Annotated in this window: 21 protein-coding genes; 19 read left to right on the forward strand and 2 right to left on the reverse strand. The window is 63.4% G+C overall.

What is annotated here, in order from left to right:
- Window positions 1-24: 24 nt before the first annotated feature.
- The 11 genes from J2Y63_RS00845 to J2Y63_RS00895 all read left to right on the forward strand — a co-directional run bounded on the left by J2Y63_RS00845 (window position 25) and on the right by J2Y63_RS00895 (window position 15,386).
- Window positions 25-1,068: an AbrB family transcriptional regulator gene (locus J2Y63_RS00845; RefSeq protein WP_435264493.1), complete on the forward strand. Its 1,044-nt coding sequence runs from the start codon at window positions 25-27 to the stop codon at window positions 1,066-1,068.
- Window positions 1,069-1,125: 57 nt separating this feature from the next.
- Window positions 1,126-2,073: a LysR family transcriptional regulator gene (locus J2Y63_RS00850; protein WP_435264494.1), complete on the forward strand. Its 948-nt coding sequence runs from the start codon at window positions 1,126-1,128 to the stop codon at window positions 2,071-2,073.
- A gap of 81 nt (window positions 2,074-2,154) precedes the next feature.
- Window positions 2,155-3,561 carry an FAD-dependent tricarballylate dehydrogenase TcuA gene (tcuA, locus tag J2Y63_RS00855; RefSeq protein WP_435264495.1) on the forward strand — a complete coding sequence of 469 codons (1,407 nt, stop codon included), beginning with the start codon at window positions 2,155-2,157 and terminating at the stop codon, window positions 3,559-3,561.
- Window position 3,562: 1 nt separating this feature from the next.
- Window positions 3,563-4,723 (forward strand): tricarballylate utilization 4Fe-4S protein TcuB, encoded by a 1,161-nt coding sequence (tcuB, locus tag J2Y63_RS00860; protein ID WP_435264496.1) that lies wholly within the window; start codon window positions 3,563-3,565, stop codon window positions 4,721-4,723.
- A gap of 3 nt (window positions 4,724-4,726) precedes the next feature.
- Window positions 4,727-6,745, forward strand: coding sequence for a hydantoinase B/oxoprolinase family protein (locus J2Y63_RS00865; RefSeq protein ID WP_435264497.1), 2,019 nt, complete (start codon window positions 4,727-4,729; stop codon window positions 6,743-6,745).
- A 1-nt stretch (window position 6,746) separates the two neighbouring features.
- On the forward strand, window positions 6,747-8,825 hold the full coding sequence (locus J2Y63_RS00870) for a hydantoinase/oxoprolinase family protein (protein WP_435264498.1): 2,079 nt from the start codon (window positions 6,747-6,749) through the stop codon (window positions 8,823-8,825).
- Window positions 8,826-8,856: 31 nt separating this feature from the next.
- Complete coding sequence (locus J2Y63_RS00875) at window positions 8,857-9,906, forward strand: ABC transporter substrate-binding protein (RefSeq protein ID WP_435264499.1); 1,050 nt, start codon at window positions 8,857-8,859, stop codon at window positions 9,904-9,906.
- Window positions 9,906-11,285, forward strand: a complete 1,380-nt coding sequence (locus J2Y63_RS00880; RefSeq protein ID WP_435264500.1) for an MmgE/PrpD family protein — start codon at window positions 9,906-9,908, stop codon at window positions 11,283-11,285. The genes J2Y63_RS00875 and J2Y63_RS00880 overlap by 1 nt, the downstream gene beginning before the upstream one ends.
- Window positions 11,282-13,012: an ABC transporter permease gene (locus J2Y63_RS00885; protein WP_435264501.1), complete on the forward strand. Its 1,731-nt coding sequence runs from the start codon at window positions 11,282-11,284 to the stop codon at window positions 13,010-13,012. Before J2Y63_RS00880 ends, J2Y63_RS00885 begins: the two co-directional genes overlap by 4 nt.
- Before the next feature lie 4 nt (window positions 13,013-13,016).
- Window positions 13,017-14,111, forward strand: coding sequence for an ABC transporter ATP-binding protein (locus J2Y63_RS00890; protein ID WP_435264502.1), 1,095 nt, complete (start codon window positions 13,017-13,019; stop codon window positions 14,109-14,111).
- Between the two features lie 18 nt (window positions 14,112-14,129).
- Entirely contained in the window at window positions 14,130-15,386 is a 1,257-nt protein-coding gene (locus tag J2Y63_RS00895; protein WP_435264503.1) for a hypothetical protein, read from the forward strand.
- Window positions 15,387-15,419: 33 nt separating this feature from the next.
- Here the strand turns inward: J2Y63_RS00895 and J2Y63_RS00900 are convergent, their stop codons facing one another.
- Together J2Y63_RS00900 and J2Y63_RS00905 are read right to left on the reverse strand one after the other, a co-directional pair.
- Window positions 15,420-16,328, reverse strand: a complete 909-nt coding sequence (locus J2Y63_RS00900) for a LysR substrate-binding domain-containing protein (protein WP_256115097.1) — start codon at window positions 16,326-16,328, stop codon at window positions 15,420-15,422.
- Window positions 16,329-16,358: 30 nt separating this feature from the next.
- Window positions 16,359-17,360, reverse strand: coding sequence for a LysR substrate-binding domain-containing protein (locus J2Y63_RS00905; protein WP_435264504.1), 1,002 nt, complete (start codon window positions 17,358-17,360; stop codon window positions 16,359-16,361).
- A 180-nt stretch (window positions 17,361-17,540) separates the two neighbouring features.
- On the opposite strand from J2Y63_RS00905, the gene J2Y63_RS00910 reads away from it, so the two are divergent.
- The 8 genes from J2Y63_RS00910 (at window position 17,541) to J2Y63_RS00945 (ending at window position 25,649) form a co-directional block, all read left to right on the forward strand.
- Entirely contained in the window at window positions 17,541-18,623 is a 1,083-nt protein-coding gene (locus tag J2Y63_RS00910; RefSeq protein WP_435264505.1) for an isocitrate/isopropylmalate dehydrogenase family protein, read from the forward strand.
- A gap of 105 nt (window positions 18,624-18,728) precedes the next feature.
- Window positions 18,729-19,616, forward strand: coding sequence for an amidohydrolase family protein (locus J2Y63_RS00915; protein WP_256115093.1), 888 nt, complete (start codon window positions 18,729-18,731; stop codon window positions 19,614-19,616).
- Between the two features lie 28 nt (window positions 19,617-19,644).
- Window positions 19,645-20,655, forward strand: a complete 1,011-nt coding sequence (locus J2Y63_RS00920; RefSeq protein ID WP_435264506.1) for a Bug family tripartite tricarboxylate transporter substrate binding protein — start codon at window positions 19,645-19,647, stop codon at window positions 20,653-20,655.
- Window positions 20,639-21,640: a Bug family tripartite tricarboxylate transporter substrate binding protein gene (locus J2Y63_RS00925; protein WP_256115091.1), complete on the forward strand. Its 1,002-nt coding sequence runs from the start codon at window positions 20,639-20,641 to the stop codon at window positions 21,638-21,640. The genes J2Y63_RS00920 and J2Y63_RS00925 overlap by 17 nt, the downstream gene beginning before the upstream one ends.
- A complete protein-coding gene (locus J2Y63_RS00930) occupies window positions 21,637-22,596 on the forward strand; it encodes a Bug family tripartite tricarboxylate transporter substrate binding protein (protein WP_435264507.1) in 960 nt (319 codons plus the stop codon). Before J2Y63_RS00925 ends, J2Y63_RS00930 begins: the two co-directional genes overlap by 4 nt.
- 9 nt (window positions 22,597-22,605) lie before the next feature.
- Window positions 22,606-23,049, forward strand: coding sequence for a tripartite tricarboxylate transporter TctB family protein (locus J2Y63_RS00935; protein ID WP_435264508.1), 444 nt, complete (start codon window positions 22,606-22,608; stop codon window positions 23,047-23,049).
- On the forward strand, window positions 23,049-24,560 hold the full coding sequence (locus J2Y63_RS00940; protein WP_435264509.1) for a tripartite tricarboxylate transporter permease: 1,512 nt from the start codon (window positions 23,049-23,051) through the stop codon (window positions 24,558-24,560). Before J2Y63_RS00935 ends, J2Y63_RS00940 begins: the two co-directional genes overlap by 1 nt.
- Window positions 24,561-24,623: 63 nt before the next feature.
- Window positions 24,624-25,649 (forward strand): 2-hydroxyacid dehydrogenase, encoded by a 1,026-nt coding sequence (locus J2Y63_RS00945; RefSeq protein WP_435264510.1) that lies wholly within the window; start codon window positions 24,624-24,626, stop codon window positions 25,647-25,649.
- Window positions 25,650-25,654 lie beyond the last annotated feature (5 nt).

Genomic DNA, 25,654 nt, shown 5'->3' on the forward strand with positions numbered 1-25,654 from the left:
ATTCCATCGTCCCCAGGTCCGACCATGAAGCGGACAGCTTATCTGGCGCGGCTGGCCCTCAGCCTCGCAATCGGGGCCTGCGGCGGGACGGCGTTCTATCTCCTGTCGCTGCCGCTGCCCTGGATGCTCGGCGCCATGTCCACGGTTCTCGTGGCGGCGCTCGTGCGGCTGCCCGTGGTCTCCGCACGACGCATTCGCCCGCCGATGGCGGCCGTGATAGGCGTCATGCTCGGCAGCTCCTTCAGTCCTGACATGCTGGGGCGGCTGGACGACTGGGTGCCGGTCACGCTGGCAGCCGTGGCGGCGACCGTGCTGACGGGTGCCGCGGGATACCTCTACCTGCGCCATGTGGCGAAGCTCGATCCGGTCACCGCCTATTTCGCGGGCATGCCTGCGGGCGTTTACGAGATGACCGCCCAGGGTGGCCTTGCCGGCGGCGACGAGCGGCGCATCGCGCTGGTGCAGGCGACGCGGGTTTTCCTCGTGGTCTTCACCGTGCCGATGGTGCTGAACCTGTTCCTGCATTTCGGTTCTACGGGCGGCCTGTCGCTACAGAATGGGCATGGCGCGCTCTCGCTCGCCGACATCGCCATCCTCGTCGTCTGCGGTGCTGTCGGCTGGCCGTTGGCAAAAGCATTGCACCTGCCCAATCCACCGCTGATCGGCCCCATGCTGGTCAGTGCCGTTGCGCATGCGGTCGGGCTGACCGAGGGTGCGCCACCCTATCTGCTGGTCTCCATGGCCCAGGTCGTGCTCGGCACCACCATCGGCGGCCAGTTTCTGGGCTCCGACCGGGGCTTGCTGTTCGGCTCGGCCCTGCACAGCCTTGTTCTCGTGCCGGTCATGGTCGCGATTGCCGCTCTTGCCGCCTGGGGCGTTGCGCGATGGTCGGGCGGCGGTTATCCGGCGACCTTCCTGGCTCTCGCGCCGGGCGGCACGACGGAAATGTCGCTCGTCGCCCTGGCGATCAAGGCGGAGGTGGCATTGGTCGTCTTTCACCAGATCGTGCGGCAGATTTGCATTCATATGTTCGCGCCCGCCGTGTTCCGCTCCATCCAAAGGCCTTGACCGTCACCGCGCTTTCCGAAGCGCACGGATGTGCTTACGGTGTCGGGGAAACCAACCGTGGAGCATGTTTTGGAACTCAGGCAGCTCAAATATTTGGTAACAGCCGTTGAATGTGGCAGCCTGGGAAAGGCAGCGTCACAGCTTGGAATGGCAACGTCGGCGTTGAGCCAGCAGATCAGTCGTCTCGAAAGCGAGTTGTCCACGCGGCTTCTTGTGCGCGGTGCCTCGGGTGTCACGCCCACGGAGGCCGGCGCTGCCTTCTGCCGGCATGCGACGCTGGCCCTCAGACATGTCGATGCCGCGGCCGCCACCGCGCAAGGCGCCCGGCTTTCGGGCATGGTTTCGCTTGGGCTGGCTCCGACGACGGCGTCGGTTCTGGCCTTGCCGCTCATCAAGGCCATGGCGCGGCGCCATCCGAATATTCGTCTTCAGCTTGTGGAGGGCATGTCGGGCCATCTGGCCGGGATGTTGAAACTGCGCCAGATCGATCTGGCCGTGCTGTTCAACGCCGAATCCGTGACCTTTGCCAAAACCGAGGCAATTCCTTTGCTCGACGAGAGCCTTTTTCTCATCGGTGCACCGGTGGAAGGTGAGGGGGAACCGGCAAGCGAGCCTGTCACCCTGGCAGAATTGGCAGGACTTCCGCTTATCCTTCCGAGCAGGACGCACGGTCTACGCGCAAGCCTCGACCGCTCGTTCAACGCCGCCGATATAGTCCCCAACATCGCGATGGAAATCGACTCCCTCGCCGTGATCATGGGAGCTGTGACGGAAGGATTGGGCTACACGATACAGCCCGGAGCAGCCCTTGCCCGCCCCTCCACGTCGGCGCTTGTCGTTCGGCCCGTTTCCGACGAGGGAGCCCGGCGAACCAATCTGCTGGTGAGCCTTCCGGAGCATGAACTGTCTCCTGCGGCTCTCGCGCTCAGGGCGCTGTTGCGCAAGGTCGTCGGCGGGCTCGTGCGTGACGGGCGATGGATGGGCGCTACTCTTCACGAACCGTGAAGCTGCCTTCAGTTTTCGATGATGGTCGATATCCGGTGCGTTCCCTAAAGGTTGGTCGAAACCTTTGAGGAGACGCGCACCGTGGTCGATGTCCTGATTGTCGGGGGCGGCAATGCCGCACTTTGCGCCGCCCTGATGGCGCGCGAAGCGGGCGCCTCCGTGCTGATGCTCGAAGCCTCGCCGAAAGACTGGCGCGGTGGAAACTCCCAGCACACCCGCAATCTCCGCTGCATGCACGATGCGCCGCAGGACGTGCTGGTCGAGGCCTATCCCGAGGAAGAATACTGGCAGGACCTTCTCAAGGTCACCGGCGGCGAGACGAACGAACATCTGGCGCGCCTCGTCATCCGCGCCTCGTCGCACTGTCGGGACTGGATGCGCCGCCACGGCGTTCGGTTCCAGCCGCCGCTGTCCGGCGCGCTGCATGTGGCGCGCACGAACGCATTCTTCATGGGCGGCGGTAAGGCCCTGGTCAACGCCTATTACCGGAGCGCCGAGGCTCTTGGCGTGAAGGTCCGCTACGAGACGCCCGTTACCGAGATGCTGCTCGATGGCGACCGGTTCGTCGGCGTCGTCACGCAAGCCGGCGAAAGGATCACGGCAAAGGCCTGCGTTCTCGCCGCCGGCGGTTTCGAATCCAACCGCGAATGGCTGCGCGAAGCCTGGGGCCGCAACGATCGCGGCGAGTGGCCGGCGGACAATTTTCTCATTCGCGGAACGCGCTTCAACCAGGGCGTCCTCCTGAAGGCCATGATGAAGGCCGGTGCCGACATGATCGGCGATCCCTCGCAGGGCCACTGTGTGGCGATCGATGCGCGCGCGCCGCTCTACGACGGTGGCATCTGTACCCGCATCGACTGTGTCTCACTCGGTGTCGTCGTCAATCGGCAGGCCGAGCGGTTCTACGATGAGGGCGAGGATTTCTGGCCGAAGCGTTATGCGATCTGGGGGCGCCTTGTCGCCCAGCAGCCCGGCCAGATCGCCTATTCGATCATCGACAGGAAGGTCGGTGGACGCTTCATGCCGCCGGTCTTTCCCGGCGTGGTCGCCGACAGCCTGCCGGAACTGGCCGCAAAGCTGGAGCTTCCCGTCGAGACCTTCATGCAAACGCTCGATGGTTACAACGCTGCCTGTCAGCCCGGCACCTTCAACCACACGGTCCTGGACGACTGCATGACCGAAGGCGTGGCGCCGGCCAAGACACATTGGGCGCAGAAGATCGATACAGGCCCGTTCTATGCCTATGCGCTGAGGCCCGGCATCACCTTCACCTACCTCTCGCTCAAGGTCGACGATACCGCGGCTGTGCGGTTTGCCAACAGGCCGAGCCCCAACCTGTTCGTGGCGGGCGAGATGATGGCGGGCAATGTGCTCGGCAAGGGATACACGGCCGGCGTCGGCATGAGCATCGGCACGGCCTTCGGCCGAATTGCCGGAACGGGCGCGGCCGCAGCGGCTCGCGCCGCGCACACGATCGGGAGACACTGACATGGCCGCCATCGATACGCTGATGGATCTCGCCGGCAAGGCGGAACGGGAGCTCGATGCCAATGTTGCGGAGGTCGATCGCATCCTCCACATCTGCAATGCCTGCCGCTACTGCGAGAGTTTCTGCGCGGTGTTTCCCGCCATGACGCGGCGGCTGGATTTCAACGTCGCGGATGCCCACTACCTCGCCAATCTCTGCCACAACTGTTCGGCCTGCCTCTATGCCTGCCAATATGCGCCGCCGCACGAATTCGGCGTGAATGTCCCAAAGGCCTTGGCGCAGGTGCGCCGCGACACTTACATCGAATACGCCTTCCCGAAAGCGTTCGGCGAACTCTATCGCTGCAACGGTCTGACCGTCGCCATGGCGGTCAGCCTCGGCGTCGCGGCGTTCCTCATCGCCACCATCCTGATCAAGGGCAGTCTGTTCGTGCCCGGCCTCGAAGGCGAGTTCTACGCGATCTTCCCGCACAATACGCTCGCCCTCGTGTTCGGTGCGGCGTCGCTGTTTTCGGTCGTCGCGCTCGCGATCGGCGTCACGCGCTTTTGGCGAGAGGTTTCAGAGCCCGGAAAACCCGTCGCGATGCCCGCCGCGGTTGGGGAGGCGGCGAAATCGGCGTTGACGCTGCAATATCTCGGCGGCGGCCACGGCGACGGTTGCAACAACGAGGACGATGCCTTCACGCTCTGGCGCCGGCGGTTCCATCACTTCACCTTCTACGGCTTCATGCTGTGTTTCGCCTCCACGTCGGTGGCGACGCTCTACCACTACCTCTTCGGCCTGGAGGCGCCATATCCGATCTTCAGTCTGCCGGTCGTCTTGGGAACACTCGGCGGCATCGGCCTTCTCATCGGACCGGCCGGCCTCTTCTGGCTGAACATGCGCCGCAACCCGCTACAGATGGACGACAAGCAGAAGACCATGGACCGTGGCTTCATCGCACTGTTGTTCTTCATCAGCCTGACCGGCCTGGCGCTTCTCGCCTGGCGCGACAGCCCCGCGATGCCGCTGCTGCTGGCCATCCATCTCGGCTTCGTGATGGGTCTGTTCGTGACGCTGCCCTATGGAAAATTCGCCCATGGCATCTTCCGCTGCGCGGCCCTTCTCAAGCATGCAATCGAGAAGCGGCGGCCGAACCCCGTGCAGGCGGGAGCGGATTGACGCGTGAAGGCGGGGCGCCCGTCCGGGGCGGCTCCAGCGTCTATCCTGCGCCTTGAAACACCCGGCTTCGGAGCGAAGCCGGGTGTCGTTGTTTTCATCATTCGATATCGGCTTCGTTCTGACCCGCAAGGCGCTTGCACAGCCCTTGCGGGTCTTTTGACGTCCATGCCGAGGCCCTCAAAGACGGCTCGTTCGCCTATAGCAAATAGACATACACTTATGCAGTCTATTAGGTTGCTTAATAGCCTCCCCACCTCAATGATGGGCTCACGATCTTCAAAGGGGAAAGCATTCATGGGGCGCAGTGGTATGGATGCCGTGGATATTGAAATTCAATGGCAGCGGCTGATTTCCTTCCTTTCGGAGGCCGCTCTGACCATCGTCAAGACGTCTTTTTCCAAGATCGTCAGCGAGGGCGGCGACTTCGGTTGTCTTCTGTACGACCGGGAAGGGCGGATGATCGCGCAGGATACCGGCGTGTCCAGCAAGCTGGCTCCGTCGCCGCGCACCGTTACCGCGATCCTTCAACGCTTCGGAACAAACGACATCAGCGAAGGCGATGTCTTCATCACCAATGATCCTTGGCTATGCTGCGGACATCTCTACGATATTTCGGTGATCAAGCCGCTGTTCCATTGCGGCCGGCTGGTCGGTTTCGCCGAGACGATGGCGCATGTGCCCGACATCGGCGGCAGCCTTTCCAGCGATGCCCGCGAGGTGTTCGAGGAGGGGCTGAGCCTGCCCGTCGTCCACCTGCTGCGCGGCGGGCACGACGTGCCCGAGGTCTGGGCGCTGATCCGCGCCAATGTGCGCGTGCCGGACCAGCTGGAGGGCGATATCCGCGCCTTCATCGCCGCCTTGTACCTCGACCAGCGCCGGGTCACGGCCTTCCTGGAGGACAATGGGCTGGAGGATCTGCAACCCATTGCGGATGAAATCATCACGCGTTCCGAAGCTGCGATGCGTGCGGGGTTGCTCGCGACCATTCCCGCGGGAAAACACCGCAACACCATCCTGCTCGACGGCGTGGAAACCGACGAGCCGCTGTCGATCTCGGTCTCGATCGAACGGCATGAGGACGGATCGGTTACCGTCGACTATGACGGGACCGGACCGCAAAGCGCCGTCGGCATCAACTGCACCGAAGCCTATACGGAAGCCTGGACGGCCTATGCCATCCGCTGCATCGTCGCGCCGCACATTCCTTACAATGCGGGGCTGCTGAGCCCGGTGCGGCTGAAAGCGCCGTCCGGCACCTTTCTAAATGCTCGCCACCCCGCGCCGGTGCGCATGAAATCCTCGACCGGGAACTTCATCCCGGCCGCGATATTCGGCGCGCTCGCCGAGGTCGCCCCGGACCGGATGATCGCGGAATCGGGCATCAAATGCGTGATCCGTTGCTTCGGCACCGACGCACAGGGCCGCAACATCGCCGAGACCCCGCATTTCATGGGAGGGCTTGGCGCACGGTCCAGCAAGGACGGCGTGTCCTGCATGTCCTTCCCCGCCGCCGGGGCCGAGACGCCGGTGGAAATGCTGGAAAATTCCCTGCCCCTGACGGTGACGCACAAGTCGCTGATTTCGGACTCGGGTGGTGCGGGGCGTTATCGCGGAGGGCTCGGCCAAAGCATCGGGCTGCGCTGCGAAAGCGACCGGCCGCTCAGCGTGCTGGTGCAGAACATCAAGGTCCATACGCTGGCCGCCGGCTATGCCGGTGGCGGCGCGGGCGGGCAAGGCTACAACCGGCTCGGCGGGCGGACGTTGCCGGGCAAAACGCAGGTGCGGCTCTCCCTGGGCGACGAACTGGAAATCGGCCTGTCGGGCGGCGGCGGCATGTCCGATCCCCATAGACGCCCCTTGGCCGAAGTTCTGGCGGATGTCGCCGAAGGCTGGGTGAGCCGTGAGGCTGCCACCACCCATTATGGCGTCGCGCTGCACCCGGACGGCACTGTCGACGAAATCGAAACCCTCCGGCTGCGCGAGCCGGCCGCCGCCTCCGCCGTCCTTCTTGAGAGAGTCTGACATGTATCGTCTGGGTATCGATATCGGCGGAACGTTCACCGACCTGGTTCTGGTCAACGCCGTTACGGGCGACCAGCTCCTGGGCAAAGTTTTGACCACGCCCGACAATCCCTCGCTGGGTGCGCTGGATGGCGTGAAGCGCCTGCTTCAGGATGCCGGCATCGAGGCGGGCGATCTGCGGCATGTGATCCACGGCACCACACTGGTGATCAACGCGCTGATCGAGCAAAAGGGCGCGCGCACGGGTTTGCTCACCACGCGTGGCTTCCGCGATATTCTGGAAATGCGCCGCGGCAAGCGCTTTGACATCGACGACCTTTTCATCGAAGTGCCATCACCGCTGGTTCCGCGCAGCCGCGTCGGCGAGATCGCCGAACGGATGGATCACAGCGGCCGGGCGATCGAGCCATTGGGCGATGTTAGCGCGCGGGCCGCCGTCGAGGCGATGGTCGCGCAGGGGGTCGAGGCGATCGCCGTCTCGTTCCTGCATGCCTATCGCAACGGCGCGCATGAGGAGCGCGTGCGCGAGATGATCCGCGAAGTAGCACCCGATATCGCGGTCAGCCTGTCGTCCGAGGTATCGCCCGATGTTCGGGAATACGAGCGCACGTCGACGACCGTTGCGAATGCCTATACCCAGCCCATTATGCGCCGCTATCTCGATCGCATGGCCGAGGAACTGGCCCGGACGGGATACAACCACGACCTCTATCTGATGCTCTCGGATGCCGGCCTGACGACCGTCGATACGGCAACCGCGTTCCCGATCAGGCTGATGGAGTCCGGCCCGGCTGGCGGGGCGGTCACCGCGCGCTATTACAGCGAATTGCTGGGGCGGCCCAACCTCGTGGCCTTCGACATGGGCGGAACCACCGCCAAGATCATGTTCATCGCCGATGGCGAGATCATAACCGCCGACGAGCTGGAAACCGCGCGCCGTTACCGGTTCAAGCGGGGGAGCGGGATTCCGATCCGCATCCCGGTTGTCGAGATGCTCGAAATCGGCTCGGGCGGCGGCGGCATCGCCGCGCTGAACGAGATGGGGCTGCTGAAGGTCGGTCCGCACAGCGCGGGCGCGCAGCCGGGACCGGCCTGCTATGGGCGTGGGGGCGAGTTGCCCACGGTGACGGATGCAAACCTGCTGCTCGGATACCTGAACCCCGACTATTTCCTCGGTGGCCGCATGAAGCTGGACGCGGCTTCCGCGCAAGCGTCGATGGAGCCGCTATGTGCGTCGTCGGGCCTGTCGCCGGAGCGGGTAGCCTGGGGAATCCACGAGATCGTGACGGAGGATATGGCGCAGGCCGCGCAGCTGCACCTTTTGGAACGCGGGGTCGATCCGCGAAAATTCGCGCTGCTGGCCTTTGGCGGCGCAGGGCCGCTGCATGCCTGCGGGCTGGCCCGCAAGCTCGGCATTTCCGAAGTCATCATTCCCTATGCCGCCGGTGTCGCCTCGGCCTTTGGCTTCCTCGCCGCGCCGCTGTCGATCACGCTGATGCATGGCCATCCGACCGCGCTGAAGGGCGCGGACACCGCGGCGATCAACGCGCTGCTGGCGCGGCTGGAGGAAAAAGGCCGCCGCTTCCTGAAGGATGCCGGGGTGGCGGATGATGAGATCCGGCTGCGCCGCTTCGCCTCGCTGCGCTACCGGGGCCAGAGCTCGGAGCTGAAGATCACGCTCTCGAACGGCGCGCTGGACGAGGCGACGATGGACGACCTGACGACGGCCTTCTCGGACGAATTCGAACGGGTCTACGGCAGGGCCAACCGGCGCGTTGGGGTCGAAGCCCTGAACTGGCAGGTCCAGGTCAGCGGACCCAAGCCGCAACTGGCGACCGCGCAGGCCGTGGCGCGCGCAACAAACCCTAGCGTGGGCGAGCGCATGGCCTATTTCGCTGCGGCCGGCGGTCGGCTGCCGACATCCGCCATCCCGCGCAGCATCCTCAAGCCTGGCATCGAACTGCGCGGCCCACTGCTCATCGAGGAAGATGAGTCCACGACCGTGATCCCGCCAGACACAACGCTGACAGTCGACGCATATTTCAACCTGATTATCAAACTGAATCCGAAGCAGCACTGAAAATTCACATCGTTTCCTGGGAGGAGAAACCATGCACGAACATTTGAAGACGGAAAGATCAGCCACAACCCTCGCAGCGGTCGCCCTGGCGATCGCCATGGGGGCCTATTCGAGCCAGCCGGCTCTGGCCATGGACGAGGCGACGCTGGAGGCGGCGCGACAGGAAGGCTCCGTCGTCATCTACAGCGCTTCACCGTCAGAATTGCTCGATTCGCTGACGAAGGCGTTCAACGCCAAATATCCGGGGATCACGGCCGAATATTACCGTGCGGGGTCCTCGCAGGTTTACGAACGCCTGATCGCCGAGCAGGACGCCAATCGCGTCAACGGCGACATCATCCATGTGTCCGACGTCGGCACGATCGCCGAACTGAAGGAGGCGGGGCGTCTCGTGCCCTATGCTTCGAGCGAATACGCGGCCTATGATCCGCAATATGTGGATCCGGACAAGACCTGGTTCGTGGCCCGCGCCCACTTCCTCAACATCGCCTACAATGCGGGACAGGTGTCCGACGCGGATGCGCCCAAATCGCTTCGCGACCTGGCCGATCCCAAGTTCAAGGGCAAGGTCGGCATCATGGACGTGCGCCTGGCCGGTGGCGCCTACACCTGGCAATATGCGGTGTGGAAACTCTATGGACCTGAATTTTTTGCCGAAATGGCCAAGAACGAGCCCAAGCTGTTTCCGGGTCACGGCCCGATCAACGACAGGATCATCACCGGCGAACTGCTGGTCGGCGTCAGCCTGAACTACATGACCGACGAGGCGATCCTGGAGAAGGGCGCGCCCATCAAGGCGCTCTTCCCGACGGACGGTGCGCCGATGATCTGGAGCCCGGTCGGCATCGTGGCCAAGGCGCCGCACCCGAACGCGGCCAAGGTGATGATGGACTTCCTGGCCTCGCCCGAGGGCCAGCAGATCTTCAACTCGCAATATTCCTATTCGCTGCACCCGGCCGTGAAGCCGCGCGAAGGCATGGTTCCGCTGAGCGAAATCAAGGTTCTGGACATGCCGCTTGCCGACATGATCGCGCAGCAGAACACCGTGCAGACCACCGTCCGCAGCGCCTGGGGATACTGATGAAAACGGAGGGTTTGGGCGCCACGCGGCAGTTGGCGCGGCATCTGGCGGAATTGCGCCTCGACGCCATTCCCGCCTCGGCGGTGGAGCGCGCGAGGCTCCTGCTCCTCGACGGGCTGGCCTGCCTGGTGCTGGGCACGCGCGGCACGGTGGGGCAGGGCGCCGTCGAGGCCATGCGCCTCCTCGGCGGCCATCCGCACTGCACGGTCTTTGCCGGTACAGGCGATTTCCGTTCCAGCGTTCGCAATGCGGCCTATGCCAATGCCATGACGCTCTACAGTGTGGGGCTGAACGACATTCACAAGCCCTCCACATCCCATCCCGGCGGCTGCATCGTGATGCCGTCGCTGGCCGTCGCCGAATGGCTCGGCCGTGATGGCGGCGATATCCTGACTGCGCTGGTCGCCGGCTATGAAATGAACGCTCGCGTGGGCACGACCACCGCGCCAAGCCACCGCGAGCGCGGCTTCCACACGACCGGCACTGTCGGCACCTTCGGCGCGACGGCCGCCGCCGCCAACCTGATGGGCCTCAATGCGGACCTGCTGGCCAATGCCTTCGGCGTCGCCGGATCGCAGGCGGCGGGCCTCTACGAGTTTCATCACGACGGCGCGCTGACCATGGTCTTTCACGCCGGGCGCGCGGCGCAGAACGGGGTGGAAGCCTGCATCCTGGTGCAACATGGATTGACCGGCCCCGTCACCGTGCTGGAGGGCGACAAGGGCTTCTGCCGCGCGCTTTCCGACAGCTATGACCTGGAGGTTCTGACCCGCAATCTCGGCAAGCGCTACCTGATCGAGGAGACGAGTTTCCGTCTCTATTACGGCTGCAACTCGACGCTGGCCGCCTCGGCGGCGACGGAGAGGCTGCTGGTCACGCACGGCATCCCCGTGGATGACATCCGCGAAATCATGGTGCGCTGCCATCCGGTGGTGGAGCGCGACAACAACGATCCCGAGGCCGGCACGCTTCTGGCCGCGCGCCTGAGCATGCAGTTCAACCTGGCGCTGGTGCTCGACCGCGGTCATGTCTGGACGGCCGATATCTATGACGAAGACCTGTGGAGCCCCGCCATCCGGGCGCACATGCCCTCCGTTCGGCTGGTCGCCGATGCCGCGATGCCGCGCTTTGGCGCCTCGGTCACTGCGCTGTTGAAAGACGGCCGGTCGGTCGAGGAGGTCATCTTGTCCCCCTCCGGCGACGCCGACACGCCGCCCTCCTTCGACGAGATCGCCACGAAGTTCCGCCGCATGGTCGCGCCGGTCGGCGGCGCGGCATCGGCCGAGCGGGTCATCTCGATCGTGGCGGAACTGGAGCGCCATTCGGCTGCGGTGCTGATCGCAGCACTGGCCGATGCCTGCCGGGGGGAACACGCATGAGCGTCAGCGAAAACCGCGACCTGCCTCGGCAGGTATCCGGCTCCGGGTGGGGCTTCACCCGGATATCTGGCCAGACGCTGCTGTGCTACGGCCTGATCGCCATTTTATGTCTGCTGGTCGTCTACCCGATGGTGAGCCTGGTTTACGGCAGTTTCGCCTCGCACGGCGCCGCCGCCGATGGCGGACTGTCGCTCGCCAACTTTTCGCGCATCTTCACTAGCGGCCAGTTCTGGCTGGCATGGCGCAACACGCTGATCGTCAGCACCGGGTCGATGCTGATCGCCACCGTCAGCGGGGTCGGCGCGGCCTTTCTGATCGCACGCACCGATATTCCCGGCCGGCGCATCTGCGAGGTGCTGGTGACGCTGCCGATCTTCATCTCGCCGTTTATCGGCGCGGTCGCGTGGAGCGGGCTGGGCGCACCGGAGGTGGGGCTCCTGAACAGGATCTTCGCCGCCATCGGGCTGCCGCTGAGCATCAACATCTACAGCCTCGCCGGCATCGCGATGGTGCTGGGTTTCTACATGACGCCCTATGTGTTCCTGTTCACTTCAGCACCCTTGAAGGCGATCGATTCCTCGATGGAAGAAGCCTCGCGCCTCAGCGGGCAGACGATGTTCCAAACACTGCTACGGGTGACTTTTCCGCTGGTCACGCCCAGCATCCTCGCGGCCGGCCTGCTGGTCTTCGTGCTGTCGATGGAGAATTTCGGTGTTCTGGCCGTGCTCGGCATGCCGTCGCAAATCCCCTTCATCCCGACCGAAATCTACCTCAAGGTCGCCTATCCGCCGCCGGATTACGGCTATGCCACGGTGATCTCGATTTCCTTCGTCATCATCACCGCCGTCGCGCTGTTGTTGCAGCGCCGGTTCATCGCGGGCCGCACCTATGTCTCCGTCAGCGGCAAGAGCTATCGCCCCATGCTGGTCAGTCTTGGACCCTGGCGTTGGGTTGCATTGGGCGGCCTCATCCTGTTCGTGTCCATCTCCACCCTGATGCCGCTCGCCACCATGGTCACCGCGTCGTTCCAGTCCTACTGGACGACCCAGTTCACCAACTTCACCACCATCAACTACGAATCCGTATTCTCACGCGGCCTGTTCTTCCGGGCTGCCTGGAACACGCTGTTCCTGGCCGTGGTCGGCGGGCTGATCGCCTGCGTGCTGACCGCCGTGATCGCCTATATCGTGACCTTTTCCCGTGCTTCCGGACGACACACGCTGGATCTCCTGAGCTCGATGACGGTCGGCGTGCCGGGCGTGGTTTTGGGGGTGGCGCTGCTCTGGGCCTGGATACGGGTACCGCTGCCGATCTATGGCACGATCTGGATCCTGATGATCGCCTATATCACGCGGTTCCTGTCCTTCGGTGTGCGAAACATGTCGGCGGCGCTGACGCAGATCGACGGCGACCTCGAAAATGCTGCGCGGGTCTCGGGCGCCAACAAGACGGTGGCTGCGCTCACCATCACCTTCCCGCTGATCCGCGAGAGCCTGTTGTCGAGCTGGGTGCTCTACTTCATCTCCTTCGTGAAGGAATTGAACACGTCGGTCCTGCTCTATGCCTTCAATTCCGTTGTGCTGCCGGTGCTGATCTTCGACGCCTACTTCGAGGGGAAATATCCCGAAGTGGCGGCGTTGGGCACAGGGATCTCGCTGTTCATCCTGGCGGTCTATCTGGTTTCCAATTTCATTTTCGGCCTGAAGGTCGGACAAAAGGCAGGGTAGACGCATGCTGCGCCTGAACAATCTTCAAAAATCCTTCGGCAGCTTCCGCGCGGTGGAAAGCGTTTCGCTCAATGTGGGCGAAGGCGAACTCGTCACTTTGCTAGGACCAAGCGGCTGCGGAAAATCCACGACGCTGCGCTGTATAGCCGGGCTGGAAGGCCCGACCGGCGGCGAAATCTGGCTGGGCGACACTTGCGTCTATTCCGCCGAAAAGCGGCTGGACCTGCCGCCGGAAAAGCGGCGCATCGGCATGGTGTTCCAGTCCTATGCGCTGTGGCCGCACATGACGGTCGCCGAGAACGTCGCTTATCCGCTGCTGCGCCAGAAACTCTCCAAGGCCGATCGCGAGGCGCAAGCCATGCAGGCGCTGGAGCTGGTGGGGCTGGCGCATGCGCGCGACACCTCGCCCGGCCGGCTGTCCGGTGGGCAGCAGCAGCGCATCGCGCTCGCCCGTGCGCTCGCCTCGCGTTGCCAGATCCTGCTGTTCGACGAACCACTCAGCAATCTCGACGTGCGGCTGCGCGAGCAATTGCGCGGCGAGATCCGCGAGATCCAGCAGCGCCTGGGCATCACGGCGATCTATGTCACGCATGATCAATCCGAAGCGCTCGCAATCTCGGACCGGATCGTGGTGATGGACAAGGGCCTCATCGTGCAGATCGATGGGCCGAACGAGCTTTATTCACGCCCGCGGACGCGCTTTGCCGCAAGCTTTCTCGGCAGCGTCAACCTGTTGCCCGCCACGGTGGCCGACAGCGGCGTGCCGGGAGGCCTGGCGCGCTATCGCACGGCCGGTGGCGCGATTGTAGGCGCGCCGGAACGGCCGGATGTCGGAGGTCCGGGCACGGCCGTGCAGTTCGGCATCCGCTCGGAACTCATCCGCCTGGTCGAGGATACCGCATCATTGCCTCCGGGCTGCAACATCTGGCCCGTGACGGTGCGCGATGCGGTCTTCCTCGGCGAAGGCATCGAATACACCCTCGTCACCGAGGACGGCCAGACGCTCACCGCCAAGGTTCCCCCCTACACCCGCCTGCAGCCCGGCGCCGCGGCCTATGCCGCCATCGCCCCGCAGGACTGCTTCATCATCATCGACTAACCATTTGGGAGAGATATCATGAGCTTACGCGAACAACATCCAGACCTGCTGAAAGAGGTCGACATCGACGAGCAGGAGCGCTGGATGACGCCGCTCGTCAACAAGGTGGCGATGGGGCACCGGCCGCAGGGGGTGATGGACCGCTGCATCATTCGCGACGACACGCTGCGCTCCGGCATCAACACGCCTGGCGTCTATGCCAACAACAGCATCAAGATGGTGCTGGCCGAAAAGCTGGAGGCGATGGGCGTTGTTGAAGCCGAGGTCGGCTATCCCACTATTCCGGAGCATATCGAATTCGTGAAGATGCTGCGGAACGCGGGCAGTAAGATGGAGCTTGGCCTGCACACCCGCTATTACGATCCCGACTACCGGACCGAAATCCAGAAGACCATCGATTCCGGCGCGGACCTGGTGAACCTGGTGGGCTACTGGGGTTACATCATGACCAACGCCCTCTGCCCGCAGAACTGGAACGGCGACATCGAGGGCCGTATCGGCGATGCCGTCAGCCACGCCCGCCAGTCCGGCGCCCGCAAGATTGCGGTCGGTACGGACTATCACCGGCTGGACCTCGTGGCCCGCGTCGTGCGCGCGGCCAAGGATGCGGGTGCGGACCGGATCGTCGTCTATGACGTGCGCGGCTGGTTCGTGCCGGAAACGATGGGCTTCCTTGTGCGTTACGTCCGCGCGCTGGCGGGGCCGGACATCGAGATCGGGGTGCATTGCCACGACGACTACGGCCTTGCCACCATCAACTCGATCGAGGCGATCCGCGCAGGCGCGCTGACCTGCGACGTCACCATCAACTCGACCGGGCATCGCTGCGGCAATGCGGCCTTCGAGCAGGTCGTGCCGGTGCTGGAATCGCTCTACAACATCCGCACCGGTCTCGACATGACCCAGTTGACGCCGCTCAGCGAAATGGTCGCCGAACTTTACAAGTTCCCCATTGCCCGCAACCGCCCGGTCACCGGCCCGCACATGTATTCCTACGGCGGCAGCCATCTGGGCGGCATCCTGCGCGGCCAGTGGTATTTCTGGGAGAACATCAAGGCCGAGACCGTCGGCAACCACCGCTCGGTGTCCTTCGGTTCGACCTCGCTGCGCCGCGGCAAGACCGCGCCCGTCACCGTCAAGATCGAATCGATGGGCCTCAACCCGGAATCCGCCAATATCGAGCGGGTTTTCGAGAAGCTGGAAAAGCTGATCTACGAGAAGGTCGAGATTGGCGAGCGGGAAGTCGAAGCCGTGATCCACGAGATCTACGGCTGACCGTCCAGGAGGGGAGCTTTCGGGCTCCCCTTGCTATTTCTGCCCGGGCCACGCCTCTGCAACATATTCCCGGGCATGTTTGATGAAGATGCGGCTGGTGTGGGACATTTCCCGCTGCATCGGCAGCAGGATGCGGAACTCATAAATCAGCTTTGGCAGGAAGGGCCGCAACACGAGCCCTTTCGACAAGAACGCGCGGGCCGAAATCTCGTCCACCACCGAGACGCCGATGCCCGTCGCCACCATTTCGCAGATGATCGCGCTCGTCTGCGCCTCGACCAATATCCTGGGCGTCACGTCCGATTGCTGGAAGGCCAGATCGACCTTCTGGCGGTGCCGTGAACCAGGAGGCATGGCGACAAAGGACACACCGCGCAGGTCGTCGGCCGTCACGACATCGCGCGCGGCCAGCGGATGGTCCGGCGGCATGATGCAGACGGCGTTCACCCGGATGAAGTCCTGCGTGAAGGAGGAGGGGTAATCGATCGGATAGTTGGTCAGCGCGACATCGAACTGCTGGGTGTCGAGCCAGGCGCGCGCATCGCGGCTGAGCACGGTCTTCAGCGTGATGTGCAGGTCGGGATTATTTTTGCTCAACCGTTGGAAGACGGAGGGCAGGATGCCGTGTGCCATGGGCATGGTGGCCAGGATGTTCAGCGTCCCGCCCACATTGCGGATGCCTTTGATGAAGCTGCTGAGGTGGTCGAGACCATAAAACGTCCGCTCCAGCTCCGCGAACAGAATGTCGGCCTCGGGCGTGGCACGCAGGCGGCCGCCGCTGCGGACAAACAAGGACAGGCCGGATTGAAACTCCAGGTCGGAAATGAGGCGGCTGATGACCGGCTGCGTAATCCCCAGCATGGCGGCCGCCTGAACCGTGGTTCCCGTCAGCATCAAGGCACGAAACGCCTCCAGTTGACGCAGATTTAACATGCGGGGCATGACGGCTCCTTCATAGCTTGAAATTACGCATCAGCTTCCAAGACGGGTGGACTGCATCAACGGCGCCGGCATGGCGGTGATCTCGTTGGAGGCGATGGCATCGGAGGAGTGCGCTCTTTCAAGGGTTTTGCGCACTTTGGCCGCCGTCCATCGGGGATCGAACATGCGGATGAAATCGTAGGTGTAGCTGCGGACGTAGGATTCCCGGTTCAGGCCGATATAGATCGTGTTGGGCCTGAACAGATGCGACACGTTTATGGCGCGGATATCGGCATCGACCTTTTCGTCGTAGACGATGTCGCCGACGATAGCGATGCCGAGGCCGATCTTTACGTAGGCCTTCATGACGTCGGAATCGGTCGCGCTGACGATGACGCGCGGTTCCAGTCCCGCCTTGCGAAAGGTCTCGTGAATTTGAATGCTGCCCGTGAAGACATCGTCATATGTGATCATGGGAAAGCGCGAGAGGCGCTCCAGCGTGATCGGGCCGCCGCTCAGCAATTCGTGGTCGGGCACGGTCAGGATGATGCGCCCCAGATCGTATGACGGCAGGAGGAGGAGGGGTGCGGCCGGCTGGGAGGGGCTTGCCGCGATGGAAAGGTCCGCCATGCCGGATGTGAGCCAGGTCGCCACTTCCGTGGGATTGCCCTGCTTCAGGCTCAGCCTAACCTTCGGATAACGCTGGACGAAGGCCAGAACCGTGGGCGGCAGCATGTAGCGCGCCTGCGTATGGGTTGTCGCGATGACGAGGGTTCCTTCGTCACGCGCACTGTATTCGTCGCTGATGGTCTTGATCGTTCCGGCATCACTGATCATGCGCCGTGCTATACCAAGTATCTCCTGCCCGGCTTTGGTCAAGCCGAGCAATCGTTTTCCGCTTCGGTGAAATACCTTTACGCCAAGCTCGTCCTCGAATTGCTTCATGTAGCGGCTGACGCCCGGCTGCGACCGATTAAGAGCATCGGAGGCGTTGGATATATTCAATCCGCTGTCGACGATCTCGCAGAGATATTGCAGGTGCTGGAGCTTCATGATTTTTCATTATGACAAAATGTTATAATAATGGAATACTATATTATTTGACGCTCTAACACAACGGCGCCTAAATGACGGCCAAGGCCGCGATGTCGGTCGCCGGATTGCGAAAAAACAAGCGCAACCGGTCAAAGGCAGGGAAGAAATCAAGGAGTGGTTATGCCGATGGAAAGTCCCGTGAAAATTGCCGTTCTGCCGGGAGACGGCATCGGTCAGGAGATCACAGATTCGACGGTAAGCGTTCTCGAGGCGGCTGCAGCCCAGGTCGGGCTGGCCCTCGTGCTGACATCGGCGCATGTCGGCTGGAAGGCCTACGAGGCAACGGGCTCGACCCTGCCCGCCGAAACCCTCGATGTCGTGGATACCCATCAGGCTCTTATCGTCGGCCCGACATTTGCTGGCGAATATCCGAAGGACGATCCGGTGCGCGGTCATCCCAACGGCCTGCTTCGCCGCCGCTTCAAGCTCTTCGCCAATGTTCGCCCCGTCGAGGCGTGGCCGCAGTTCGATCCGCTGGTGCCGGACCTGTCCATCACGGTGCTGCGCGAGAACACCGAAGGGTTCTATCCGGACCGCAATCTCGCCTGGGGTTACGGCGAGTTCAAGCCGACGGAAGACGTGTCCCTGTCGTTGCGCGTCATCACGAAGGCGGCATCCGACCGCTTCGCGCGTTTCAGCTTCGACTATGCCCGTGCGGCTGGTGAAAAGCGCATGTCGATCATCCACAAGCGTACCGCCTTGCCGCAGACCGAAGGGCTGTTCATCGATGCCTTCGAGGCGCTGCGCCCATCCTATCCTGATATCGACATCGATATCGTGCGCGTGGATACGTTCAGCTCATCCTTCCCGCGCGATCCGCAGCGTTTCCGGATCGTGGCGACGACGAACCTGTTCGGGGACATCCTGTCGGACCAGGCGTCCGGTCTTGCGGGCGGCGTGGGCATGGCGCCGTCGCTGAATGCCGGCCACGATCACGCCATGGCCCAGGCGGTCCACGGCACGGCGCCCGATATTGCCGGCAAGGATCTGGCGAACCCTTCCGCGCTGATCCTCTCGACGTCACTGCTGATGCGGTGGATCTTCCAGAAGACTGGCAATGAAAAATGCCGTGACGTCAGCCGCATCATCGACAATGGCGTGCGCAAGACCATCGAGCGCGGCATCGTGCCCCCGGACCTCGGCGGTAAGGCCGGCACCAAGGCATTCACGGCCGGCATCATTGAGACGATCAAGCGGGAAGCCGCGTTGCAGCCTGCCTGACGCGAACCGCAATTCGGACGGCGGGCCGTCGGCGATGCGGCCAAGTCCATCGCCATCCGCCCGCCGAAGCCGGTTCGTCTCCGAAAAGCGTAATGAGGAGTTTCGATGTCCACTACCGATGCCACAATCGTGGAGCCGACCATTGCCGCGCCCGTCGCGCAGACGCGCAAGCCCGATCGCAAGCTGCCTGCGGGAAGCTGCGATTGCCACGCCCACATATTCGGCCCGCAAGACAAATACCCGTACAGCCCGAAGCGGCGCTACACGCCACACGACGGCCCCTTGGACCGCTATATCGCGCTTCTCGGCACGCTGGGCATCGAGCGGGGAGTGCTCGTGCAGCCCAGCACCTACATGCGCGACAATACTGCCCTGCTGGACGCGCTCGCCCTGAACAGGTTCCCGCTGCGCGGTGTCGTCGTCGTGACGCCGGAGGAGGTGTCAGACGCCGATCTCCAGCGCATGGACGCGATCGGCGTGCGCGGTATAAGGCTGAACCTGCGCCACGAAAATGGCGCCGGCGCCAGTGCTGCGATGGATCTCGCCCGCCGCATCGCACCACTTGGCTGGCATCTCCAGTTTCGGATGAACCCGGAGCAATTCGTCGACCAGCAGGATCTGCTTTCCGGCCTTCCCGTGCCGGTCGTGGTCGATCATATCGGCCAGGTGCCGGTCGAGGCTGGTCTTGATGGCCCCGTTTTCCAGGCCATGCTGCAGCTGCTGGAGAAAGGGCGCTGCTGGATCAAGCTGTCCGGGCCGATGCGCGTCTCGAAGCAGGAATTTCCGTATCCTGATGTGACGCCGTTCATCCATAAACTCGTCGCCACGCGCCCGGACCGCCTGCTGTGGGCGACGGACTGGCCGCACACGACGATCAACAAGGCAATGCCCAACGATGGAGATCTTGTGGACTTGCTTTCAAGCTGGATTCCTGACGACGCGGCCTTGAAAAAGGTTCTGGTCGACAATCCCGCGGAGGTCTACCGCTTTTAGCCAAGACGAAGGATGCCGTCATTGAGGAGTGGCCGGCATCTCAACAAAGGGAGGAACTGTGATGAAACGCCTAACGGGCTGGCTGTTCGCATTCTGTGCGATGGCATTGGCCATTCAACCTCATGCCGTCCAGGCACAGGAAACCTATCCCAATCAGGCGATACGTTTCGTCGTGCCGTTTCCGCCAGGCGGCGGCGCCGATACGCTGGCGAGGATTGCCGGCGAAGCCGCCGGCAAGCAGCTCGGACAACAGTTCATCATCGAAAACCAGCCGGGTGCGGGCGGTAATCTCGCTGCCATTGTCGTGAAGGATGCTGCGCCCGACGGCTACACCTTGCTTCAGGGTAATGTCGCCCACACGATCGGCATGAGCCTCTATGACGACCCCGGCTACGAGATACAGCAGGACTTCGTGCCGATCATCCGGCTCGGCTCGTCCGCCTTCATCCTGGCGGTCGGTCCCAACGTACAGGTCAAGACCCTTCAGGAATTTGTCGAACTGGCGCGCTCGAAACCGGGCGAACTGACCTATGGTTCTTCCGGTAACGGCGGACCAAGCCATCTCGCCATGGAAATGCTGAAGTCCACGGCGGGCATCGACGTCCGGCACATTCCCTACAAGGGTGCCGCACCTGTCCTGACGGATCTCCTGGGCGGGCGCATCGACGCGGCATTCTTGACGCTTCCGGCCGCAATACCCCAGATCGAGGCCGGCGCGATCAAGGGACTGGCCGTCACAAGCGCCCAGCGCAGCATGCTGGCAGCCAACTTTCCGACGGTCGCCGAGAGCGGTTATCCCGGATATGAAGCGGTGACCTGGTTCGGCCTCATGGCGCCGAAGGGCACGCCCGCGGAAATAATCGGCAAACTCCACAAAGTTTTCCAGGGCGTCATTAGTGATCCCGTCATACGCCAGGGGCTGCTCGATCGCGGCTTCGACGTGGTCGACAACACCGCCGAGGAATTCGCCGCCTTCGTGTCTTCAGAGACCAAGAAATGGGCCGTAACCGCGGAGCAGTCTCATGCCAAAGCTGATTAATCGACGTTCCTTCTGTCACGCGGCTGCATTTGTCGCCGCGTCCGCTCTGTCGGCGCATCTGGCGACTGTCCCTGCCTTCGCCGACGACTACCCTGACCGTCCTGTAAGGATCGTGGTGCCCTTTGCCCCGAGCGGCGGCGGCGACATCATCGTACGTCTGGTCGCGGCACAATTGCAGGCGCGCCTCGGACAGCCGGTCATTGTCGAAAACAGCGACGGGGCAGGGGGCGCCGTCGGATCGGCTGTTGTGGCCGAGTCTGCGCCCGATGGCTATACGCTCCTGATGGCGAATGTTGCGCCGATGGCGATCAGCGTTACCATCGATCCGCAGCTGCCGTACAATCCGCGCACTGACTTCGCCCCGGTATCGTTATTGGCCACCTTTCCGAACGTCCTCGTCGTACAGCCCAGCCTTGGGGTGAATACCGTCCAGGAGCTGGTCGAGAAGGCGAAGGCGACACCTGGCGAACTCACGTTCGCATCCGCCGGCAATGGAAGCACGACGCATCTGTCCGGCGAGTTTCTCAAGCTCAAGGCCGGCATCGACCTTACCCACGTTCCCTATCGTGGCGGCGGTCCGGCCTTGACGGCGGTTATCGGCGGTGAAGTGTCAATGTATTTCAGCAGCCTTCCCGCCGCCAAGCCGCATATCGAGCAGGGTACGCTGAAGGCGCTGGGCCTCACCAGCCTCGAACGGTCAAAAGCCGCGCCGGACATTCCGGCACTTGCCGAAACGTTCGAGGGCTTTGAGGCTGTCACCTGGATCGGGCTCGTCGCTCCCGCCGGCACGCCGGAAGCGATCACAGAGCGTCTGGCCAAGGAAATCGGCGAGATCATGAAGGACGAGGCGATCGCATCCAAAGTGCGTGAACTCGGGGCCGAGCCCGTCACCGACACGCCTGCCGAATTCAAGGACTATATTTCGTCGGAAATCAACAAGTGGGGTGATATCGTGAAGGCGGCGAAACTGGAGATAGCCCAGTGACGCAGGCGATCGAGTTTCCGGCGGAAAGCCTTGCCGGCAGAGGCGCTGCCCCGTTGCAGGTTGTGGTTGGCTTCTCGCCGGGGAGCGCTTCCGACGACATTGCCAACCTGATGGCGCCAGCCATCGGCCGCGAGTCCGGGCGTGCGGTGGAAATCCACCGCATCCAGGGCGAGGATGGCGCACGGGCCGCGCGGTTCGTGGCGGCGAGCAAGGACGCCGACGTGCTGATGATCGCCACGCTCGGCACCCATGCGCTTCTCCCGAATGCCCAGCCCGAGGCCGGCTACGATCCGATCGAGGATTTCACGCCGGTCATCTTGCTCGCGCAGGCTCCGATGGTCCTTGCGACCGGTGCGTCCTCGCCCTATCGGACCTTGGGCGACGTGCTGGCGGCCTGCCGGGCCGGGCCGGGCCGGCGGAGCTTCGCCGCTTCGGCCACGGTGGGCGCGCCCTTCCTGGCAACGCAGCTGTTTGGGCGGAAGGCGCATGTCGACCTTAATACGGTCATCTACGATCAGACCAACGAGCTTTACGCAGACCTCGCCGCCGGCCGGGTGGACTTCAGCTTCAACAACCTGATGTCGATGCTTCCGCGTATCCGCCGCGGCGAGCTGCACGCACTCGCCGTAACGTCGCCTACCCGGATTCCCCTCCTTCCCGACGTGCCCTCCGTGGCGGAGATGGGAATGCCGGATTGCGTGGTTCTCAACTGGCTGGGGCTGGTCGGGTCGAAAAGCCTGCCGTCCCAAAGGGCCGAGATGTTGAATGCGGCTTGCCGGTCGGCGCTGGCGTTCGGTGAGATTGCCTCTGCGCTGGAGCGGAGCGGACTCTCGTCCACGCCCGGTAGCGCCGATGGGTTCGGCCGCTTCATGCACGCCGAACGCGTGCGATGGGACGCTCTTTCCAATGTCGGGGCGGATGAACTTGGGTCCGTGGCGATCCTTTCACAGAGCTGAGATGCCATCATGCATGTGACGAAAGATTTACTGTCCGGAATCATCTTCATGGCGCTTGGTGCCGGGGCGACGGTGATCGGCAGCTCGTACCGGCTGGGAACGCTGGCGGCGATGGGGCCGGGTTACTTCCCCGTCGTGCTCGGCATCAGCATCACGGCACTCGGAGCCCTTGTCGCCATCCGCGCGGCATTGCGGCCCGATTCGTCCGAGCCGCTGGAAAGGCTGCATCTGCGCCCGCTGCTGTTCGTGCTTGCCGCCGTGGCGGTGTTCGGACTTCTGATCCAGTCCTACGGCCTGGTCGCAAGCGTGCTCGCCCTGGTCTTTCTCAGCCGCTTTTCGCGTACCGAAGGCACCTGGCTCGAACTGGCGGCCATGCTGGTTGTGCTGACCGCCATCCCCGTCGGCGTCTTCGTCTATGGGCTGGGTCTTCCTCTCAAGCTTTGGTTCTTCTGATGGATATCTTCTCCAATCTAGCGCTGGGCTTTGGCGTCGCGTTCTCGCCGGAAAACCTGCTCTACTGTTTCATCGGCGTGTTGCTGGGAACCTTCATCGGCGTTCTGCCGGGTGTCGGGCCGCTGGTGACGATTGCCGTTCTCCTGCCCCTGACCTTCGGCCTGCCGCCCGAAGGCGCGCTCATCATGCTGGCCGGCATCTACTACGGTGCGGCCTATGGCGGCTCGACCACGGCCATCCTCCTGAACCTGCCGGGGGAATCGTCATCGGTGGTGACGTGCATCGACGGCTACCAGATGGCGCGCAAGGGGCGCGCCGGTGCGGCACTCGCCATTGCGGCGATCGGCTCCTTCATCGCGGGCTGTTTCGGCACGGCGCTGATAGCGCTCGCCGGTCCGCCGCTAACGGCGATTGCGCTGGATTTCGGGGCCACCGACTACTTTTCCCTCATGCTGATGGCGGTCGTGTTCACCGCCGCGCTTGCGCAGGGTTCCCTTTCCAAGAGCATCATCATGGCGCTGGTGGGCGTGCTGATCGGGCTTGCTGGCACCGACGTCAATTCCGGCGTGCGGCGGTTTACCTTCGGGGCCTATGGCCTTGTGGAAGGCATCGATTTCACGGTCGTGGCGATGGGGCTCTTTGCTATCTCGGAGATCGTCAGGAACCTCGAACAGTCGGGGTCGCAGGAGGTCGCCACGGCCAAGGTCGGTAACCTCATGCCGAGCCGCCAGGAGTTGCGGGAGGCAGGTTTCCCCATCCTTCGCGGCACGCTGGTCGGCACGTTCTTCGGCATCCTACCCGGCGCCGGCCAGACGATCAGCTCGTTTGCCGCTTACATGATCGAGAAGCGCGTCTCGCGCGATCCGTCGAAGTTCGGGAAAGGGGCCGTTGCCGGACTTGCAGCGCCGGAAGCGGCTAACAACGCGGCCGCCCAGACGTCGTTCATACCGACGCTGTCGCTGGGCATTCCGGGCAGCGCCACGATGGCCCTGATGCTAGGTGCACTGATGATCCAGGGCATTTCTCCCGGACCACAGGTCATGTCGCAGCATCCCGCTCTCTTCTGGGGCCTGATCGCCAGCATGTGGATCGGCAATCTGCTGCTCGTCATCCTCAACCTGCCGCTCGTCGGATTGTGGGTGAACATGCTGCGCCTGCCGTATCGTTGGCTGTTCCCTGCGATCTTGGTGTTCTGTTGTATCGGAGTGTTTTCCATCAACTACAGCCCCCTCGATATCTATCTCATCGCGGTCTTCGGGTTGGTCGGCTACGTCCTGGTCAAGCTCAATTGCGAGGTGACGCCGTTCATCCTCGGCTTCGTGCTGGGACCGATGATCGAGGAAAACTTCCGACGGGCGCTGCTTCTGTCAAAGGGCGACCTGACCACGTTCGTCACCTCGCCCATAAGCGCCGGGTTTCTGTTTCTGACAGCAATCGTCGTGATCGCGATGATCGTTCCGGCCCTCAGGAAAAAGAAGGATGAAGTCGTTCTCGACGGCGAGACCGGCTAACCGCAAACCGTAACCGGAAGATCGCGCTGGCTGGTGTCTCGTCGCCGAGCCGAAGGATGAGCCATGCCCGAAATTACGCAGAAATCCGAAGTGCCAGGAGCGCGAGACATGGGCGACCATATCGTTGGGATCATAGATTCGTTTCATTCCAAGTCGATCGACGCGATCGCCTCTAGGCTCCCGTCCGGGTGGCGCCTGAGCATCGCCGAGGGAACCAGCGAGGCGGCCAGGCACGATGCCCTGCGCGATGTCGATGCCCTCTACGTGATGGCATCGCCGATATCGGCGCCTTTGCTCGACGCTGCTCCGCGCCTCCGTTTCATCCAGAAATTGGGGGCGGGCGTCGACCGCATCGATGTTCACGCCTGCCTCGAACGAGGCATCGCCGTGGCAAGGCTGCAAGCGGGCAACGCGATCCCGGTTGCGGAACACACGCTGCTCCTGATGCTGGCGGCGTGCCGCCGTTTGCCCTTGCTCGACCGCGAGACGAGGGCAGGGGGCTGGGACAAGGAGGAAGCCCGAGGTTTTGGCCGGCAGATACACGGCAAGACGGTGGGTATCGTCGGCCTCGGCGCGATCGGCCAGACGGTGGTACGGCTGCTGAAAGGTTTTGCAGCTGATATCTGCTACTACGATCCCCGGCGCGCTGACGCCTCGGTGGAAAGCGCCCTCGGCGTTCGCTACGTCTCCCTCGACGCGCTTGTCGAACAGGCGGATATCTTGTCGCTTCACCTGCCCCTGACGAACACGACGGCCAATCTTTTCGATGCCAGCCGCCTGGCTGCCATGAAGCCGGGATCGATCCTGGTCAACTGCGCGCGTGGCGGCCTGGTCGACGAGGCCGCCTTGCACGACGCGCTGGTCAGCGGGCGCATATTTGCGGCCGGCCTCGACGCTTTCGCGAAAGAGCCACCGGTCGGTAGCCCGCTTCTCGGCCTGGATCAGACGGTCGTGACGCCGCACACGGCGGGCGCGACACTCGATAATTTCGGCAGCGTCGTCGAGCGCGCGGTGCGCAATACGGAGGGGTTTTTCGCCGGCGCTGAACTTCCGGAAAACGACATCGTGTTGTTGCCGCCCCACGCCTAGGCGGG

The organism is Shinella sp. BE166, assembly GCF_051201095.1.
GTDB classification, from domain to species: domain Bacteria; phylum Pseudomonadota; class Alphaproteobacteria; order Rhizobiales; family Rhizobiaceae; genus Shinella; species Shinella lacus.